The sequence below is a fragment of the Brevundimonas sp. genome, assembly GCF_027484365.1.
Taxonomy (GTDB): domain Bacteria; phylum Pseudomonadota; class Alphaproteobacteria; order Caulobacterales; family Caulobacteraceae; genus Brevundimonas.
This window is the reverse complement of record NZ_JAIXTC010000031.1, coordinates 1-17,499: the sequence shown is the minus strand read 5'-3', so window position 1 is coordinate 17,499 and position 17,499 is coordinate 1. Positions and strand designations below refer to the sequence as shown.

The 17,499-nt window shown below is 66.5% G+C and carries 15 protein-coding genes; 7 read left to right on the top strand and 8 right to left on the bottom strand.

All coding sequences use genetic code 11. The features are described from left to right. Window positions 1-6: 6 nt before the first annotated feature. The 6 genes from Q0044_RS16320 to coxB all read right to left on the bottom strand — a co-directional run bounded on the left by Q0044_RS16320 (window position 7) and on the right by coxB (window position 5,459). Window positions 7-879, bottom strand: coding sequence for a cytochrome c oxidase subunit 3 (locus tag Q0044_RS16320; protein WP_298163555.1), 873 nt, complete (start codon window positions 877-879; stop codon window positions 7-9). Window positions 880-938: 59 nt separating this feature from the next. Next, window positions 939-1,517 (bottom strand): cytochrome c oxidase assembly protein, encoded by a 579-nt coding sequence (locus Q0044_RS16315; RefSeq protein WP_298163554.1) that lies wholly within the window; start codon window positions 1,515-1,517, stop codon window positions 939-941. Further along, entirely contained in the window at window positions 1,517-1,723 is a 207-nt protein-coding gene (locus Q0044_RS16310) for a hypothetical protein (RefSeq protein WP_298163553.1), read from the bottom strand. The genes Q0044_RS16315 and Q0044_RS16310 overlap by 1 nt, the downstream gene beginning before the upstream one ends. Before the next feature lie 4 nt (window positions 1,724-1,727). Next, on the bottom strand, window positions 1,728-2,690 hold the full coding sequence (cyoE, locus tag Q0044_RS16305; protein ID WP_298163552.1) for a heme o synthase: 963 nt from the start codon (window positions 2,688-2,690) through the stop codon (window positions 1,728-1,730). A gap of 64 nt (window positions 2,691-2,754) precedes the next feature. Beyond that, window positions 2,755-4,434: a cytochrome c oxidase subunit I gene (gene ctaD, locus Q0044_RS16300; protein WP_298163551.1), complete on the bottom strand. Its 1,680-nt coding sequence runs from the start codon at window positions 4,432-4,434 to the stop codon at window positions 2,755-2,757. A 20-nt stretch (window positions 4,435-4,454) separates the two neighbouring features. Beyond that, window positions 4,455-5,459: a cytochrome c oxidase subunit II gene (coxB, locus tag Q0044_RS16295; protein WP_298163550.1), complete on the bottom strand. Its 1,005-nt coding sequence runs from the start codon at window positions 5,457-5,459 to the stop codon at window positions 4,455-4,457. Between the two features lie 265 nt (window positions 5,460-5,724). Between coxB and Q0044_RS16290 the strand changes: the two genes are divergently transcribed. From Q0044_RS16290 to tldD, 4 genes are all read left to right on the top strand, one after another. After that, window positions 5,725-6,099, top strand: a complete 375-nt coding sequence (locus Q0044_RS16290) for a PadR family transcriptional regulator (protein WP_298163549.1) — start codon at window positions 5,725-5,727, stop codon at window positions 6,097-6,099. Then, window positions 6,096-6,686 (top strand): DUF1700 domain-containing protein, encoded by a 591-nt coding sequence (locus Q0044_RS16285; RefSeq protein ID WP_298163548.1) that lies wholly within the window; start codon window positions 6,096-6,098, stop codon window positions 6,684-6,686. The genes Q0044_RS16290 and Q0044_RS16285 overlap by 4 nt, the downstream gene beginning before the upstream one ends. Beyond that, window positions 6,683-7,465, top strand: a complete 783-nt coding sequence (locus Q0044_RS16280) for a GIN domain-containing protein (RefSeq protein ID WP_298163547.1) — start codon at window positions 6,683-6,685, stop codon at window positions 7,463-7,465. The genes Q0044_RS16285 and Q0044_RS16280 overlap by 4 nt, the downstream gene beginning before the upstream one ends. A gap of 71 nt (window positions 7,466-7,536) precedes the next feature. Next, window positions 7,537-8,967: a metalloprotease TldD gene (tldD, locus tag Q0044_RS16275; protein WP_298163546.1), complete on the top strand. Its 1,431-nt coding sequence runs from the start codon at window positions 7,537-7,539 to the stop codon at window positions 8,965-8,967. A 211-nt stretch (window positions 8,968-9,178) separates the two neighbouring features. Here the strand turns inward: tldD and Q0044_RS16270 are convergent, their stop codons facing one another. Further along, on the bottom strand, window positions 9,179-10,129 hold the full coding sequence (locus Q0044_RS16270) for a TraB/GumN family protein (RefSeq protein WP_298163545.1): 951 nt from the start codon (window positions 10,127-10,129) through the stop codon (window positions 9,179-9,181). 132 nt (window positions 10,130-10,261) lie between these two features. Between Q0044_RS16270 and Q0044_RS16265 the strand changes: the two genes are divergently transcribed. From Q0044_RS16265 to Q0044_RS16255, 3 genes are all read left to right on the top strand, one after another. Then, window positions 10,262-10,801, top strand: coding sequence for a hypothetical protein (locus tag Q0044_RS16265; protein ID WP_298163544.1), 540 nt, complete (start codon window positions 10,262-10,264; stop codon window positions 10,799-10,801). 120 nt (window positions 10,802-10,921) lie between these two features. After that, window positions 10,922-12,973, top strand: coding sequence for a TonB-dependent receptor plug domain-containing protein (locus Q0044_RS16260; protein ID WP_298163543.1), 2,052 nt, complete (start codon window positions 10,922-10,924; stop codon window positions 12,971-12,973). 116 nt (window positions 12,974-13,089) lie between these two features. Next, on the top strand, window positions 13,090-15,123 hold the full coding sequence (locus Q0044_RS16255) for a TonB-dependent receptor plug domain-containing protein (RefSeq protein WP_298163542.1): 2,034 nt from the start codon (window positions 13,090-13,092) through the stop codon (window positions 15,121-15,123). 69 nt (window positions 15,124-15,192) lie between these two features. Here the strand turns inward: Q0044_RS16255 and Q0044_RS16250 are convergent, their stop codons facing one another. Continuing rightward, a complete protein-coding gene (locus Q0044_RS16250; RefSeq protein ID WP_298163541.1) occupies window positions 15,193-17,121 on the bottom strand; it encodes a peptide MFS transporter in 1,929 nt (642 codons plus the stop codon). Window positions 17,122-17,499 lie beyond the last annotated feature (378 nt).

The following is a 17,499-nucleotide window of genomic DNA, read 5'->3' as shown; positions in this document are numbered from 1 at the left end:
CCGTCCCTAGCCGAACGTCACATAGACGAAGGCGAACAGGAACAGCCAGACCACGTCCACGAAATGCCAGTACCAGGCGGCGGCCTCGAAGCCGAAATGCTTTTGCGGGGTCATCTGGCCGGCCAGCAGGCGCAGCAGGCAGACGGCCAGGAAGATGGTGCCCAGCAGGACGTGGAAGCCGTGGAAGCCCGTCGCCATGAAGAAGATCGAACCGTACAGGCCCGAGTTCACGGCTTCCTCGTTGAAGAACAGGTGCTCGTGGAGAATGTGATGATATTCGTAGACCTGAACGCCGGTGAACAGCGCGCCCAGGGCGACGGTGATGATCAGGCCCATCTGGGCGCCCTTGCGGTCGCCGACCTGCAGGGCGTGGTGGGCCCAGGTCACGGTCGTGCCCGACAGCAGCAGGATGACGGTGTTGAGCAGCGGCAGTTGCCACGGATCCAGGACTTCGATGCCTTTCGGCGGCCAGGTCGACCAGGCGGCGGCGGTATCGGCCCAGTTGGAGATTTCCGGGATGTGGGCACGGGCTTCGTTGAAGACCGCCATTTCGAAGAACATCCAGAAGAAGGCCGCAAAGAACATCACTTCCGAAGCGATGAACAGCACCATGCCATAGCGCAGGCCGATCGAGACGACGGGGGTATGATCGCCCCGGTGGCTTTCCTTGATCACGTCCGACCACCAGCCGAACGCCGAATAGAGCACTCCGGCCAGACCGGCGAAGAACAGCCACGACGTGCCCTCTTCGAGGCCGAAGAGCCCCTTCATCCAGGCCACGGCGCCGACCATCATCACCGTCGTGGCGATGGAGGCGACGAGCGGATAGGGGCTGGGATCGACCAGGTGATAGTCGTGATGCGGAGCGGCGTGGGCCATGCGTCGGATCTCTGAATCGGCGAGAGAAGAAGAGTTTGAACGGGCTATAGCGTCGGCATTCAGCCTGCGCCAGTGCCCGCGCGGGAGGCGTTCTGATTTGGCGACCCGTCGTCGTCCGTCACCGGGTAGAATGTATAGCTCAGTGTGATCTCGTTGACGCCGTCGACCTCGGGGTCGTCGACCAGTTCGGGTGCGATGAAATACTGCATCGGGAACTTCCGGGTCTCACCCGCCGCGATGGTCTGGTCGTCGAAGCAGAAGCACTGGAGCTTCTGGAAATAGGCCCCGGTCTGTTCGGGAACGACGTTGTAGCTGGCCCGGGCCAGGATCGGCTTGTCCGACGTGTTGGTGACGTCGAACCAGGCGATGCCCGTCTCACCGATCCGGACGCGCTGGGTCACCTGCTCGGCCTTGAACACCATGGGCAGCCCGCGAACATTGGTGTCGAAGCGGATATTCACGGTCCGGTCCAGAACGACATCCGACGCCTTGTCGGCCTTCATCGTCGTGCCGTTGAAGCCGGTCACCTGGCAGAACATCCGGTACAGCGGCACAGCGGCGAAGGCCGCGCCGGTCATGGTCAGGACCACCCCCGCGCACAACAGGGCGACGAACCTGGCCGAACGGGGCGCGGGCATCAGTTGGACGCTTCCGCCAGCGGGGCGGGTAGGGCCGGAGCCGTCGCCATGGCGCGGTCCTGGGCAGTGCGCGCCGCGAGGTTGGCCTGCATGCGCATGAAGGTCGTGGTGAAGATCAGCACGATGAAGGCCACCAGACCAAGGGCGATCCAAAGGCTGCGCTTGTTGCGGGCGGCGAGTTGTTCGGGCGTCAGATAGGCGGGCATGGGCTCAGGTTCCGGGAACGACGACGCTCTCGACCAGGAGGGCCGCGAACAGCGCCATGAGATACAGAATGGAGAAGGCGAACAGGTTCCGCGCCGGTTTGGCCTCGGCGCGAACATCATACAATGCGGCCTCTCGACCCACGGCCTCGGCCTTGTCCGGTTCGTCGCCCGCCCGGGAGCGCCACAGACGGGCAGCCAAGGCCAGGAAGGCCAGTCCACCGGCGATCGACACCACCCTGTAGATCAGCCCGCCCATGCCCACGAACCCCGGAGCGATGGCGACCGGGACGAAGATCAGGCTGTAGATCAGGATCTGCAGCCGGGTCGATTTCGCGCCCTTCGCCACGGGCATCATCGGGATGCCCGCCTTGGCGTAGTCGCCGGCCGAATACAGGGCCAGGGCCCAGCTGTGCGGCGGGGTCCAGAGGAAGATGATCGCGAACAGCAGCCAGGCCTGCCACGGCGCGGAGCCGGTCGCCGCGGCCCAGCCGATCACGGGCGGGAAGGCCCCGGCGGCGCCGCCGATGACGATGTTCTGGGGCGTCCGGCGCTTCAGCATCATCGTGTAGAAGACGGCGTAGTAGACGATGGTCATGGCCAGCAGAGCGGCCGCGAACCAGTTCGTGTTCATGCCCAGCAGCATGACCGAGAAGACCGACAGGACAACGCCGAAGGCGATGGCGTCATTGCGCCTGAGCCGGCCGGCTGCGACCGGGCGGCCGCGCGTGCGACGCATCAGGGCGTCGGTCTCACCCTCGATGGCCATGTTCAGCGCGCCCGCCGCGCCGGCGCCCACGGCGATGCACAGGATGGCGATGGCGGCCACCAGCGGATTGATCGAACCCGGCGCCACGACCAGTCCGGTCGCGGCCGTGAACACCACCAGCGACATGACGCGCGGCTTCAGCAGCTGGAAGAAGTCTTCCGGCTGGGTGGTCGACGGGGCGGGCAGTTCAGCTTGGGTCATCAAATGAGAGGGGCCGCCCCCCAAACCGGGAGGCGGCCCTTATCCTAACACGGACAGGAAAGGCCTAGTGGCTGTCGTCCTTGACCACCGGCAGTTCGTTGAACTGGTGGTGGGGCGGGGGCGAGGACAGGGTCCACTCCAGGGTGGTGGCGCCTTCACCCCAGGGGTTGGCGACGCCCGGACGACGACGCACGGCGGCCTCGACCAGCATGACCAGGAAGACCAGCACGCCGACGACCGTGATCGCGTAACCGACCGAGGAGACCTGGTTCCACAGCGAATAGGCTTCCGGGTAGTCGATGTAGCGGCGCGGCATGCCCTGCAGACCCAGGAAGTGCTGCGGGAAGAAGACGATGTTCACGCCCACGAACATGATCCAGAAATGGGTCGCGCCGAGGAACTCGTTGTACTTCACGCCGAACATCTTCTCGAACCAGTAGTAGAAGCCGGCGAAGATCGCGAACACGGCGCCCAGCGACAGCACGTAGTGGAAGTGGGCCACCACGTAATAGGTGTCGTGCAGGCTGTAATCGATGCCGGCGTTCGACAGGACCACGCCGGTCACGCCGCCGACGGTGAACAGGAAGATGAAGCCGATGGCCCACAGCATGGGGGTCTTGAAGCTGATCGAGCCGCCCCACATCGTGGCGATCCACGAGAAGATCTTCACGCCTGTCGGCACCGCGATGATCATGGTCGCGGCGATGAAATAGGCGCGCAGGTTCACGCTCATGCCGACCGTGTACATGTGGTGCGCCCACACGATGAAGCCGACGAAGCCGATGGCGACCATGGCGTAGGCCATGGCGAGGTAGCCGAAGACGGGCTTCTTCGAGAAGGTCGAGACGATGTGCGAGATGATGCCGAAGCCTGGCAGGATCAGGATGTACACCTCTGGGTGACCGAAGAACCAGAACAGGTGCTGGAACATCACCGGATCGCCGCCGCCGGCGGGGTCAAAGAAGTGGGTGCCGAAGTTACGGTCCGTCAGCAGCATGGTGATGGCGCCGGCCAGGACGGGCAGCGACAGCAGCAGCAGGAAGGCCGTGATCAGCACCGACCAGGCGAACAGCGGCATGCGGTGCAGGGTCATGCCCGGCGCGCGCATGTTGAAGATGGTGGTGATGAAGTTGATCGCGCCCAGGATCGACGAGGCGCCCGCGACGTGCAGCGAGAAGATCGCCAGGTCCATGGCCGGGCCGGTGTGGCCGACGGTGGAGAGCGGCGGATAGATGGTCCAGCCGCCGCCGAAGCCCTTGCCCGGGCCGCCGTCGACGAACATCGACAGGCACAGCAGCACCCAGGCCGCGACCAGCAGCCAGAAGGAGATGTTGTTCATGCGCGGGAAGGCCATGTCGGGCGCGCCGATCATGATCGGCACGAACCAGTTGCCGAAGCCGCCGATCATGGCGGGCATGACCATGAAGAAGATCATGATCAGGGCGTGGGCCGTGACGGTGACATTGTAGCCGTGCTTGGAGGCCTCGACGATGCCCAGCTGCTGGATCAGGCCGCCCTCGACGAAATACTGGATGCCCGGCTCGGCCAGCTCCAGACGAATCAGGCCGGACAGGAAACCACCCACGATGCCCGCCATGATGGCGAACAGCAGGTACAGCGTCCCGATGTCCTTGTGATTGGTCGACAGGAACCAGCGGGTGAAGAAGCCCGGCTTGTGGTCGTGTTCGGCGTGGGCGTCGTGGCCCGGCGCTGCGTGGGTGTCGGCGGTGATGTCGGTGGCCATGTCGGTCTCTGGCTCGCGGTTTACTGGGCGGCCGGGGCTGCGGCGGCGGGAGCCGTCGCAGCGGGAGCGGTTCCGGCGGCGGGAGCCGTCGGCGTGGATGCGGTCTGGGCGGCGGGAGCCGCGGCGTCGGTGGCCGTCACGGCGCCGGTCGTGCCGGCCGCGACCTGGGCGGCGGTGCCGCCCGGGGCTTCAGCGGCCGTCTTCGGCGTCATCGAGCCGCCCTTGGAGGCGACCCATGCGGCGAACTCCGCCTCGGTCACGACATTGATCTGGATCGGCATGAAGGCGTGGTCGACGCCGCACAGTTCAGAGCACTGGCCGTAGAAGACGCCGGTGCGCTCTGCGCGGAACCAGGTCTCATTGACCCGGCCCGGGACGGCGTCGGTCTTCAGCCCGAAGGCCGGCAGGGCGAATGCGTGGATCACGTCGGCGGCCGTCACCAGCACGCGGACGGTCTTGCCGACCGGCACCACGATCGGTTCGTCGGCGGCGAGGCGGTACGGAACATTCTGCGCGCGGGCCTCGTCTTCCGGCAGCATGGCCGAGATGTATTCGGCGATGCCCTGGTCCGGGTACTCATAGGCCCAGTTCCACTGGTTGCCGGTGGCCTTCACCGTCAGGTCCGGGGTCGGCATGTCGTGATAGGCGAACAGCAGACGGAACGAGAACAGCGAAATCCCGACCAGGATCATGACGGGCAGGACCGTCCAGATGATCTCGATCAGGGTGTTGTGGCTCCACTTCGCCGGCACCGGGTTGGACTTGGCGTTGTAGCGGATCACGATCCAGATGATCAGGCCCAGCACCAGCACGCAGATGGCGGTGATGATCGGCATCAGGATCGCATCGTGGAAGATGTGCGCCTCATGCTTCAGCGGCGAGGCGGCCGGCTGCAGGCCGATCCCGCCCGGGGTCGGCTGGCCCATCAGGTCCTGCGCCCACGTCGGTGTGGCGAAGAAGACGGCGAGCGATGCGGAGGCCAGAACGCCACCGGCCTTGCTCAGGGCTCGAGTGCCCAGTCCCATGCGAGAAATCCTCATCAAAGTCATCTGCATCAAATAGTTGCGATCCACTCGCAAATACTTGGCCGGGCTCTCGGGAGACGCGGCGTTTCAGGGCCGGTCCATATCGCCCCGGTTCGCGGTTGCCAAGCGATTGGGCGTCGCAGGCGCGATTTCGTGGCGAGGTCGCGGCAGCACGGAGTCTTAAATCGCTGTCATGTTTGAACAGCTACCTTGCGCCGCAAGATACCTTGCGATAGCCTCTGGAAATCAAAGGAGGTGTTCGGACATGCCCGAAACCATAGAGATTCAGCTGAAGAAGGGGGTGTTGGGGCTGTGTGTCCTGGCGCTCCTGGCCCGCGCCGACAGCTATGCCTACGAGATCGCCAGCCGCCTGTCGGATGCGATCGACATGGGCGAAGGCACCATCTACCCGCTCATGCGCCGCATGCAGACCGACGGGCTGGTGGAGACCTATCTGGTCGAATCATCGTCGGGGCCCTCGCGCAAATACTATCGGCTCAGCCCGGCCGGCCGCGATGCATTGGCCGCCCAGTCCGCCGAATGGACCCATTTCACCCGCGCCGTGGACGCCATCGTCGCAAACGATGCGCCCGTGGCCGCCGCCCCCCCCGTCGTCGCTGAGCCTGGAGAGCCCGCATGACCCGTACAGAATTCCTCAGTCGCCTGAGACAGGGCCTCGTCGGCCTGCCGATGTCCGTGGCCGCCGAGATCGTCGCCGACTACGAGACCCATTTCGAGGACGGCAAGACCGCCGGCCGGTCCGAGGCCGAGGTAGCGGCCGCGCTCGGCGATCCCGTCCGCCTGGCGCGCGAACTGCGGGCCGAGGCCGGGGCCCAGCGCTGGCACCAGGAGAAGAACCCCTCCGCCGCCGCCGCCGCCGTCTTCGCGGTCCTGGGTCTGGGGGCCATCGACATCCTGATCCTGCTGCCCATCCTCATGGGCGTGATCGGCACCCTGTTCGGCATGTTCATCGCTGTGATCGCGCTGTTCGTGTCCGGGGGCGGCATCATGGTCGCCGGGCCGTTCGCCGGCTTCCCGGGCGGCGTCGCCGCAGCGCTGCTGGCGGGTCTGGGCCTGATGGCCGGGGCCGCCTCGGCCGGAGCCCTGCTGGCCATCCTCACCATCTGGCTGGTCAACGGAATCGTCTGGTTCGCCCGCCTCCACTACCGCCTGCTCAAGCCTGCGCTTGAGCCCCAAGCCAACGCTGTATCGGGAGACCCCGCATGATCCGCACCCTCTTCATCATCGCCGCCGCCGGTCTGGTGCTGGCCACGGTCTCCCTCGGCGGAGCCTTTGCCCTGGGCGGCCGCGACATGGCCCGCCACGGCTGGGAATGGACCTTCCGCGACAAGGACGGCGACACCGTCTCCTTCGAACGCGACGACGGCACGCGAAACCCCGATACGACCCGGACCCTCGCCTGGACCGGCGGCCAGACCCTCACTGTCGATCTGTCCGCTGACGTCGAATACGTCCAGGGCGATACGCCGGGCGTCACCGTCACCGGTCCGGCCCAACTGGTCGAGAAGGTACGGCTGGTCGATGGACGCCTGACCTGGGCGGACACGGACGGTCCCAACCACGAAACCGTCGTCTTCGGCCGGAACGAACACGGCCGGGGCATCTGGGTCCATTCCGAAGAGGTGAAGATCGTCGTCACGGCGCCCGCCATCAACACCTTCAACGTCGAGGGATCGGCCAGCGTGCATCTGAGCGACTATGACCAGGACACCCTGTCGGTCGACATCTCAGGGTCCGGCGAGGTTTCGGCGACCGGCCGTACCCGCGCCCTCGAAGTCGACATCTCCGGCTCCGGCGACGCCGACCTGGGCTCGCTCACCACCACCGACGTCAACGTCGCCATCGCCGGGTCGGGAGACGCGGTGGTGGCGCCGACGGGCAAGGCGGACATCTCGATCTCCGGATCGGGCGACACCGTCCTGACCACCCGCCCCGCGACCGTGAACCAGAACATCTCCGGTTCCGGTGAGGTGGATTTGGGGTGACGGGCAGCGTTCTCCCTCCCCCTCGGGGGAGGGAGAAGACATTCGCGATCCGCCTCCCTATCTTCCCATCCATGACCGTCCACATCCCCCCGCCGCCCCTGCTCGAAACCTCGGGCGTCGATCCCGACGAAGCCCTGTCGATTCTCCAGGGCGCGCTGCACGGCGCCGACGACGGGGAACTGTTCCTCGAACGCTCCGAATCCGAATCGCTGGTCTTCGACGACGGTCGTCTGAAGTCCGCCGCCTATGACGCCGCCGAGGGCTTCGGCCTTCGGGTCGTCGCCGGTGAGACCGCCGGCTATGCCCATGCCAACGAGATCAGCGCCGCCGCCCTGCATCGCGCCGCCGATTCGGCGGCGCTGGCCAAGTCCGGCCATGCGGGCGTGACTGCCGAGGGGCCCCGCGCCACCAACCAGAAGCTCTACGACGCGGTCGATCCCCTCGCCTCACCCGCCTTCTCCGACAAGATCGCCCTGCTGCAGGAGATCGACGCCTGGGCCCGCGCCCGCGATCCCCGTGTCGTCCAGGTCTCGGCTTCGATCGTCGGCGAGCGCCGCGCCATCGAGATCCTTCGCGCCGACGCCCTGACCGTGCGCGACGTGCGCCCCCTGGTCCGCCTCAACGTCTCGATCACGGTCGAGAAGGACGGCCGGCGCGAGACCATGTCCAACGGCGCGGGCGGCCGGGCCGGCTTCGAAACCTGGATCCAGCCCGAGCGCTGGCAGGCCCAGGTCGACGAAGCCCTGCGCGGCGCCCTGGTCAACCTCGAGGCCGTCGACTGCCCGGCCGGAGAGATGGACGTGGTCCTCGCCGCCGGCTGGCCCGGGGTCCTGCTGCACGAAGCCATCGGCCACGGCTTCGAGGGCGACTTCCACCGCAAGGGATCCTCGGTGTTCAGCGGCATGATGGGCCAGCGGGTCGCAGCACCGGGCGTCACCATCGTCGATGACGGCTCCATCGCCGGTCGCCGCGGGTCTCTGTCGGTCGATGACGAGGGCACGCCCACCTCCCGCACCGTCCTGATCGAGGACGGCATCATGGTCGGCCTGATGAACGACCGCCTGTCGGCCCGTCAGCTGGGCCAGCGCGCCACCGGCAACGGCCGGCGCCAGTCCTTCGCCCACCAGCCCATGCCGCGCATGACCAACACCTTCATGGAAGGCGGCAAGGACAAGCAGGCGGACATGATCGCCTCGACGAAGCGCGGTCTCTACGCGGCCAACTTCGGAGGCGGCCAGGTCGACATCACCAACGGCAAGTTCGTCTTCCAGTGCACCGAGGCCTATCTGATCGAGGACGGGAAGATCACGGCCCCGGTCCGCGGCGCGACCCTGATCGGCGACGGGGCCACGGCCCTGACCAATGTCTCGATGATCGGCGACGACTTCGCCTTCGATCCCGGCGTCGGCGTCTGCGGCAAGGCGGGCCAGGGCGTGCCGGTCGGCATCGGCCAGCCTTCGCTCAAGATTGGAGGCCTGACGGTGGGCGGCACCGCCCTCTGACGCCCATACCCATCATCAGACGCGCCGGTTCCCTCAATCGAATCAAGGCGCGGCCCTGCTGAAGCGCCTTTTATCCATCACTGTCCAGAACGACCTTACACTTCTCTCCCTGCGTCCCGGGAACTGAGGAGGTCGTGGATTGGCCGGACGCTTCGAACGCATCGGACGCATCGGACGCTTCGGACGCTTCGGACGGTGTTTTGGAGTCCGGTCAGGGCTCGGCCTTCCAGTCCGGCCCGAGGATGTCGGCGCCTTCGGCTTCCAGCTGGTCCAGCACGCCGCCGGGCTCGGCGAGGATGCGCAGGGGCGCGACGCCCATGGTGACTCCAGGCTGATCGAGTGCCGTACCGGTCGCCACGCGCCACTGCTCGCGCAGGGCGGGGGCGATGTCCGGATCGCCGGACGGCCAGCACAGGTTCAGGGCCTGATCCAGCGGATTGGCCAGCACATCGGCGACCCGCAACGACCGCCACGCCTCCAGCCGCTCGACGGCTCCGTCCGGACCGGCCTCGGCGGCGGCGATGGCGACCGCGATGCAAGGGACATACTGGGCCGGAGGATTGGAGATCAGACCCTCGACCATCTCGTCGCCGCGGATGATCCCCACCGGTTCACCGGGGAGCCGTGCCTCACGCGCCGCTCGCCGGACGACATCGGCGGCCCCCGATCCACGACGCTCGCGACCCGCCTTTTCCAGCAGGTCGAAACCAAGGCCGACCAGACTCTGGGTGCGCCAGCGATCACCTTCATCGACCATCAAGCCCTCCAGCCGGGCCTGAAGATCCGCAGGCAGATAGTCGGCGGTGGTCGTCCCTTCGGGAAGATTTGTAATCGTGCGGATGCGCCACATCAGACGCAGCAGGTCGCTCATCGAGGCCCGGCCCTCGGTCGGATACAGCACGCGTTGCGAGCGGGCGGTGGCGGTCTGAAGCGCCTCGGGCCGCCAGGCGAAGTCGCGCGGCACGCCGCTGATCGATCCCACCAGGATGACGGTGCTGTCCCCGCGGGTGACGGTCCACATCGGCGCTCCGGCCCGGCGCGCGGTGACGACGATGTCGTCGACCCGGTCTTCCTGCTGGGCGGCGACGACGTCCTGGGCAAGGGCGGGGACCGCCCCTGCCAGGATCGCGATCACAGCCAGTCCCGTCAGCCATGGTCTCATGTTCGAATTCCCTGCCCGATGTCGAACTGGACCATCCGCATCGGTTGTGGCTCAAGCGTGGCATTGGCGACGGAACTCCACCGCCGACGCCGGGTTTCGCTGCCACCCTCTCTCGTCCAGGTCCCGACCGCCATGGCCCACCCCCTGTCCCGCACCGACATCCGCCTTGGCCTCGGGGCCCTGGCCCTGGCCGGACTCATCGGAGCCGGGGCCTTCATGCTCGGCGGATCTGAGACAGCCTCGTCGTTCGGACGCGGCCTCGCCATCGCGGTTGTCCATGCGGTCGAACCCGAGGTTCTGCCCGGCGAGACGATGGAGGTCGGGGCCCTGAGAGACGGCTTCGACCGGGCGGCGCTCGAACGGGTCGCAGACCTCCCCCTGGACGAGACCCTGCCTCCGCCCGCCTGGGTCGGCGACGCATCCCTGGGGGACCCGACGCCCCGAATGCCCATGCCGACCCCCGTCGGCCCGAGCCGGATCGTCGAGGTCGCTGGACCATCGCCCGATCCCCTGTCCGACGGTTCGCGCGCCTTCGGCTTCGACCAGCCCCGCCCGGACTACGCCGGCGAACGCGCCCTTCGATGGAGCCGGATAGAGACGGCGGCCCCGCAGAGTGAAGACGTCACATCGTCAAATGACGGCGCGGAATCGCCACAGTATTCGCCGGAATAAGCCGTGAAGATTGCAACGCTGTAATGCTGTCGAAGATGTAATCCACCTGTCCGGCTTGTAACTGGAGATGAATGCGACCGGTCGTCACACCTTCCCCAGCAACGAGGGGAACCCTAGGCGATGACCAAGACCATTCTTCTGGCCACGACGGCCATACTGTTCACAGGCGGGAGCGCCCTCGCTCAGACAACGCCTCCGCCGTCGGAGGCGGCCAATCCGCCCCAGGCCGAGGCCAGCCAGCAGGGCGTCCTGGTCTTCACCCCCGACTTCTTCGCCGACCAGCGTCCGAACACGGCGCTCGACATGGTCAACCGTATCCCCGGCTTCTCGGTCCAGGACGGCGATGGCTCGCGCGGCTTCGAAGGCGCGGTCGGCAACATCCTGATCAACGGCGCCCGCCCGGCCTCCAAGAACGACGCCGGCTCCTCGGTGCTGGGCCGTACCCTGGTCGCCCAGGTCGAGCGCATCGAACTGGTCCGCGGCGGCGCGCCCGGCATCGACATGCAGGGCTATTCGGTCGTCGTGAACGTCATCACCAAGACCCAGTCCAGCGTCGAGCACATTCTGACCGGCAACTATTTCCTCTTCGAGGGCGGACAGGACGTCGCCAACGGCAGCTACCAGTTCACCGCCCGCGAGGGCGACCGGGTCTGGGGCTTCACCCTGTCGGACGGCGTCTCGACCAGCGACGCCAACGGCGTAGGCCGCGTCATCCGCACCCGTCCCGACGGCACGGTCCTGCGGGACGAGGGCTATTTCAACGATCAGCAGGGCGGCGGACAAGGCGTTCGCGGCAACTACGCAAACGCCTTCATGGGCGGCAAGATCGACTTGACCGCCCGCCTCGGCCAGAATGACTACCGCAACTGGAGCCGCCAGGATGCGCCCGGCGTGTTGCGCCAGAACAGCTATGAGGAAGACGGGACGAACGGCGAGGTCGGGGCGGTCTTTACCCGCCCGATGCGTGACGGACTGGTCTCGGAGACCCGCTTCATCCGCGAATGGAGCGACTTCGACAGCGCCTCGGTCTCATCGACCCGACTCGGCGCCGTCGACAGTCCTGAGCAGCGGTTCGAGTCGACCGGCGAATCCTCGGAAACCATCCTGCGCTCCCTGCTGCGCTGGGAGCGGTCTTCGTCCATGACGATCGAGGCCGGGGGCGAGGTCGCCTACAATATGCTCTCGGTCGATCAGGCCTTCAGCGTCGGCGGGACTAACGTGCCCCTGCCTTCCGCCTCGGTCACCGTCGAAGAGACCCGCGGCGAGGCCTTCGCCAAGGCGACCTGGCGCGTGCGTCCCAACCTGACCGTCGAAGGTGGCCTGCGTCTGGAGGGGTCGACCATCACCCAGTCCGGCGACGCCGATCAGGAGAAGAGCTTCTTCTTCGCCAAACCGCGGGTGCAGGTCACCTGGACGCCCATGCCGCAGAATCAGGTCCGTTTCCGCTTCGAGCGCGAACTCGGCCAGCTGGACTTCGGCGACTTCGCCGCCTCGTCGGAGCTGGAAGACGACAATGTCTTCGGCGGCAACGTTGACCTGGAGCCGGAACAGCGCTGGATTTCCGAGATCACCTACGAACGTCGGTTCCTCGGCGACGGCATCGTCTCGGTCGGCTATCGCCACGACGAGATCATCGACGTGATCGATCGACTGCCCCTGCCCGGAAACCTGTCGGCGACCGGCAACATCGGCGACGGGACGCTGGACCAGCTGGCCGTCAACGTCGTCGTGCCGCTGGACTGGACCGGCTTCTCCGGCGGACAGTTCGCCTTCCGCAACACCTGGAACAAGACCGAGGTCACCGATCCGACGACCGGCCAGACGCGCCCGATTTCGGGCGTCCGTCCGTCCCAGCCCGGCTTCACCATCTCGCAGGACATCACGGCCTGGAAGATCAACTGGGCGGTCACCTACCTCGATAGCCTGCAGCAGATCTCCTACGACCCGGACCAGACGTCGGGCTTCCGCGGACACGACTATTTCGAAGCCTACGCCGAGTACAAGCCGACGCCGAGCCTGTCCTTCCGGGCCCAGGTCAATGTCTGGGACGACTTCGTGGTCGAGCGCACCGTGTATGCAGACCGCTCGGCGGCCCGTCCGATCGAATTCGTCGAGCTGCGTCCGGTCGATCCCCGGACCTTCTGGTCCCTGCGGGTCAAGAAGACGTTCTGAGCGGCCTTGGTCACAGCATCGCCGCGAAGATTTCAGCGATGTAATCCACCTGTATCGCTTGTAACTGGAGATCAACGGAGCCGATCGTCAGAACCCTCTCAGGGAGAGGATTCGAAATGACCAGGGCGCTCTTGCTGGCGACGACGATCTTCGTCGCGGCTCCGTTCACCGCCGCCGCCCAGAGCGGGGCGCCGGCGGTCGATGCGGCGCAACAGGGCGTCCTCGTCTTCGAACCCGCCTTCTTCGCCGAGAGCAGTCCGGATACGGCGCTGGACATGATCGGCCGCCTGCCGGGCTTTGGCCTGGACACCGGCGATACGGACACCCGCGGCTTCGCGGGCGCCGCCGGCAACGTCCTGATCGACGGTGACCGTCCCTCCTCCAAGTCCGACAGCCTCGACGGGATCCTGCGTCGCATATCCGCTGCGAGCGTGGAGCGCATCGAGCTCATCCGGGGCGGCGCCCCGGGAATCGACATGCAGGGTCGCTCGGTCGTGGCCAATGTCGTGCTGAAACGCACGGTGCAGATCGAGACCGTTCTGGAGGCCAACAGCTACGTCTATCCCGACGGTGCCCTTGGGCCGTTGCTGCAGGCGTCCTGGTCCCGCCGCGAGGGCGAGAACCAGCTGGAGGCCTCGCTGAGCGCCACCACAGACCGGACCGACGGCACCGGGGACGGCTATCGTCGTCGCTACAACGCAGCGGGCGTCCCGATCCAGACCGCCGATCTCGATCTTTGGGACCGGTTCCGCAATGTGCGAGGCACGGCCGCCTGGCAGGGATTGACCGGCGGCGGCCGCTTCAGGGTCAACGGCGTGCTGGGCTGGAACAAGGCCGAAAACTCGATTGACACCCTGATCCGCTCCGGAACCGGCCAGAACGAGAGGGTCGAGAACGAAGGCGACGAGGTCGAGGCGGAACTGGGCGTGAACTGGACCCGTGCTCTGGGCGAGCGGACGGAACTCGAACTGACCGGCCTCCAGCGCTATGAGGTCGACACCGACGAATCGCGCTCCTTCTCCGGTCAGAACCGCGTCGCCTTCGGTGGCGAGGGAACCGCCGGCGAGACGATCGGCCGGGCCGTGCTGCGCTTTCGTCAGTCGGATCGCTGGGCCTTCGAAGGCGGCGGTGAAACCGCCTACAACTTCCTCGACAGCACCACGACCTATGCCGAGAACGGCGTCCCCATCCCCCTGCCTTCCGCCTCGGTGAAGGTCGAGGAGTTGCGCGGTGAGGTCTTCGGCCAGACGACCTGGCGGCCCAGCCCAACCTTCACGGCCGAGGCAGCCCTTCGGGTCGAGGTGTCGGAGATCCGTCAGTCCGGCGACAGCGACCGGGCCGAGACCTTCGTCTATCCCAAGCCGCGTCTGCAGCTGACCTGGACCCCGGTCGCCGATCACCAGTTGCGCCTGAGGGTCGAACGGACGGTCGGGCAACTCGACTTCGAGGATTTCGTCGCGTCCGCCGACGTGGATCTGAACCAGGTCGAGGGCGGCAATCCCGAGCTGGAGCCGACAAAGCTCTGGACCTATGAGGCGGTCTATGAACGCCGCTTCTGGGGCGAGGGCGCCTTGACCGTCACCCTGCGTCGCTACCAGTTCGAGGACATCATCGACGTCATCCCCCTGAGCGGCGGATTCGAGGCGGTCGGGAACATCGGCGACGGATGGTCAAACCAGCAGCAGGTCGCCGTGACCCTGCCCATGGATCGTCTGGGCCTGTCGAACGCCCGGCTGCAGGCGCGAGTGAGTTTCGACCAGTCTGGCGTCACCGATCCGCTGACGGGCCAGGACCGGCGCATCAGCGGCCGTATCCAGTTCGGGTGCGGCGTCAGCTTCAACCAGGATCTGCGGGGCGGGCGCTGGTCCTACGGCTTCGACCACGGCTGCAATCTCGACGACCCGGTCCAGTACCGGATCCGCGAGGTCCGCTATATCGAGGAAGAGCCGTTCGTCACCGTCTATGGTCAGTGGAAGCCCCGGCCCGACCTGACACTCCGGCTCGACCTGGGCAATGCCACAGACCGCGAAAGCCGGCGGGAGCGGTTCGTCCATACAGGACCGCGGAATACGGCCCCCCTTTCGTTCCGAGAGGAGCGGGGGACGCGGATGAGCCCGTGGCTGTTCGTCCAGGTCCGCAAGACGTTCTGAGCCCCCGGCCCCGACGAAAAAGGGCGGCGCCCGCGAGGACGCCGCCCTTTCTCTTGCCTGACGCGCGGCTCAGCCCGTCGTGGTGGCGTTCGGGCGAGCGACGTTGCCGTCCTCGCGACCCGCGTCCGTCAGGGACGGTCCCGGGTGGTTGTCCGGATCGTTCACCCCGTTCGACCACTTCGCGATGAAGAAGCTGAGAACGATGAAGCCGATGCCGATGCCGACACCCCACAGACCGATCAGATTGAACGTCTGAAGCGAGGTCTGGAGCGCGGCCTCGGGGTTCGAGACCTCGCCGCCGATGGTGTCGGTGCCGGCCAGTTTGGCGATCTCGCCGCCCAGGAAGTGGGCGATGGCGGAGGCCATGAACCAGACCGCCATCATGAAGCTGACGATCGAGGCGACCGACAGTTTCGTGATCTCCGACAGGCCCACCGGCGACAGGAACAGCTCGCCCGTCGTGTGCAGCATGTAGAGGAAGCCCAGCAGAACCAGAGGCGTACGGAAGGCGTCGTCAACCATGCCGGAGTTGGCGCCCCAGACCACGATCAGGAAGCCCAGGCCGACCTGCATGATGCCGAGGCCGAACTTGATCACCGGATTCGGGTCCATCTTGCGCTGGGCCAGGAAGGCCCACAGGGCCGCAAAGATCGGCGCGAAGATCAGGATGAAGCCGGCGTTGAACGACTGGGTCTGGGAGGCCGTGATCGAGGTGTCGATCCACAGACCCGTGCTCGGCAGGCCCGCCGCCGCCATCTGCGCCGGAGTGCCGTAGGGAATGCCCAGGAAGGTCCCGGCCGCGCCCGTCAGCGACAGGTCGACGTTACGGTCGGCGAACAGGTTCAGCGAGGAACCGGCCTGTTCGAACAGGGTGAAGAAGACCGCAGACCCGAAGATCAGCACCATGGCCAGCATCATCCGCTCGCGCGCGACCTTGTCGCCCTTGAGCTTGAAGACGATGAACCAGACAACGAAGCCGATCGCCGCGATGGTCGACAGCAGCAGTCCCTGACCGACCAGAGTATGGTTCGGCACGATGAAGAACAGGGCCGCGACGCCGACGAAGGCCAGCAGATAGATGATGGTTTCGCGGTTCAGGAAGCCGGCGACCGGCTGTTTGATCAGCTCGGGGAAGGGGCTCTCGCCCTTGCCCTGCAGCAGGGGTTTGCCCAGCCAGAAGACCAGCAGGCCCACAGCCATGCCGATGCCGGCGAGGCCGAAGCCCCAGCCCCAGCCGAAATTCTGACCGAGGTAGCCGCACAGCACCGCCGCCCAGAAGGCGCCGAGGTTGATGCCGTAGTAGTAGAGGGTGAAGCCGGAATCCCGACGCGGGTCGCCCTGGGGATACAGCTGACCCACGAGGGTTGAGATGTTCGGCTTCAGGAAGCCCACGCCCATGATGATCAGGGACAGGGCCAGGAAGAACCAGGGCTCGCCGGTCGACTTGATCACGTCGGACTGGATCGGAGCCGTCGCCAGGGGCGAACCGGCCGGCAGGCCGGCGATGGTGACCGCGCCGTTCTCGCCGGTCGTGTAGTCATAGGCCTGACCATCGACCAGAACCTGGGCGACGTTCAGTTCGCCGCGCTCGACGCTCTGGACCTGATAGGTCTGGTCGCCCGAACGCAGGACCTGCTGGGCCGGGCTGCCTTCGACAGCCATCAGCCCGTGGCCCATGACCAGCAGGATGGCGCCGAACATGATGGCCTTGCGGGTACCGATGTAGCGGTCGGCGACGATGCCGCCGATCAGCGGCAGCAGATACACCAGCGAGCCATAGGTGCCGTACTGGCCGGAGGCCTGCTCGTCGGGGAAGAGGAAATGTTGGGTCAGATAAAAGATCAGCAGGCCGCGCATGCCGTAGAAGGAGAAGCGCTCCCACATCTCGGCGAAGAAACAGATCAGCAGGCCCTTGGGGTGCTGTTTCAGAATCTGCAGCAGGACCGGGATGCCGGTCGCCAGGGTGATGAACACCCCAAGAAGGATGACGATGTTCACGCCTGACCTCCTGTGCTGATCGTAAGTCGTCGAAGCCCGAGGGCCCCCTCATCGGTCTGGATCAACCGCCCACTCCCTAACGCCGCGCCGAACGGGCGCGCTCAAGCCGGCATAAGCAGCACGCCGGGCAAGACCGGACAAGCCTTATGGATAACGAACCGTCACAAGACGGCGATGAACCGCAGGTGAACCGGCTTTCTCCACCTGTCGGGCCTTGGTCGGACGACAGACCGACGTGCGTCGTCGCTCCCTGCCCGTTGGGCGGAAGTTGCGGGGAAGTCGACGGAGCCCGGGCGGTCGCCCGGAACCGATGAGGCCCCCTGCTTTCGCGTTACGGGGACCGGATGAGAATTTTCGGCTCGCGCCGGGGCTCCGTCG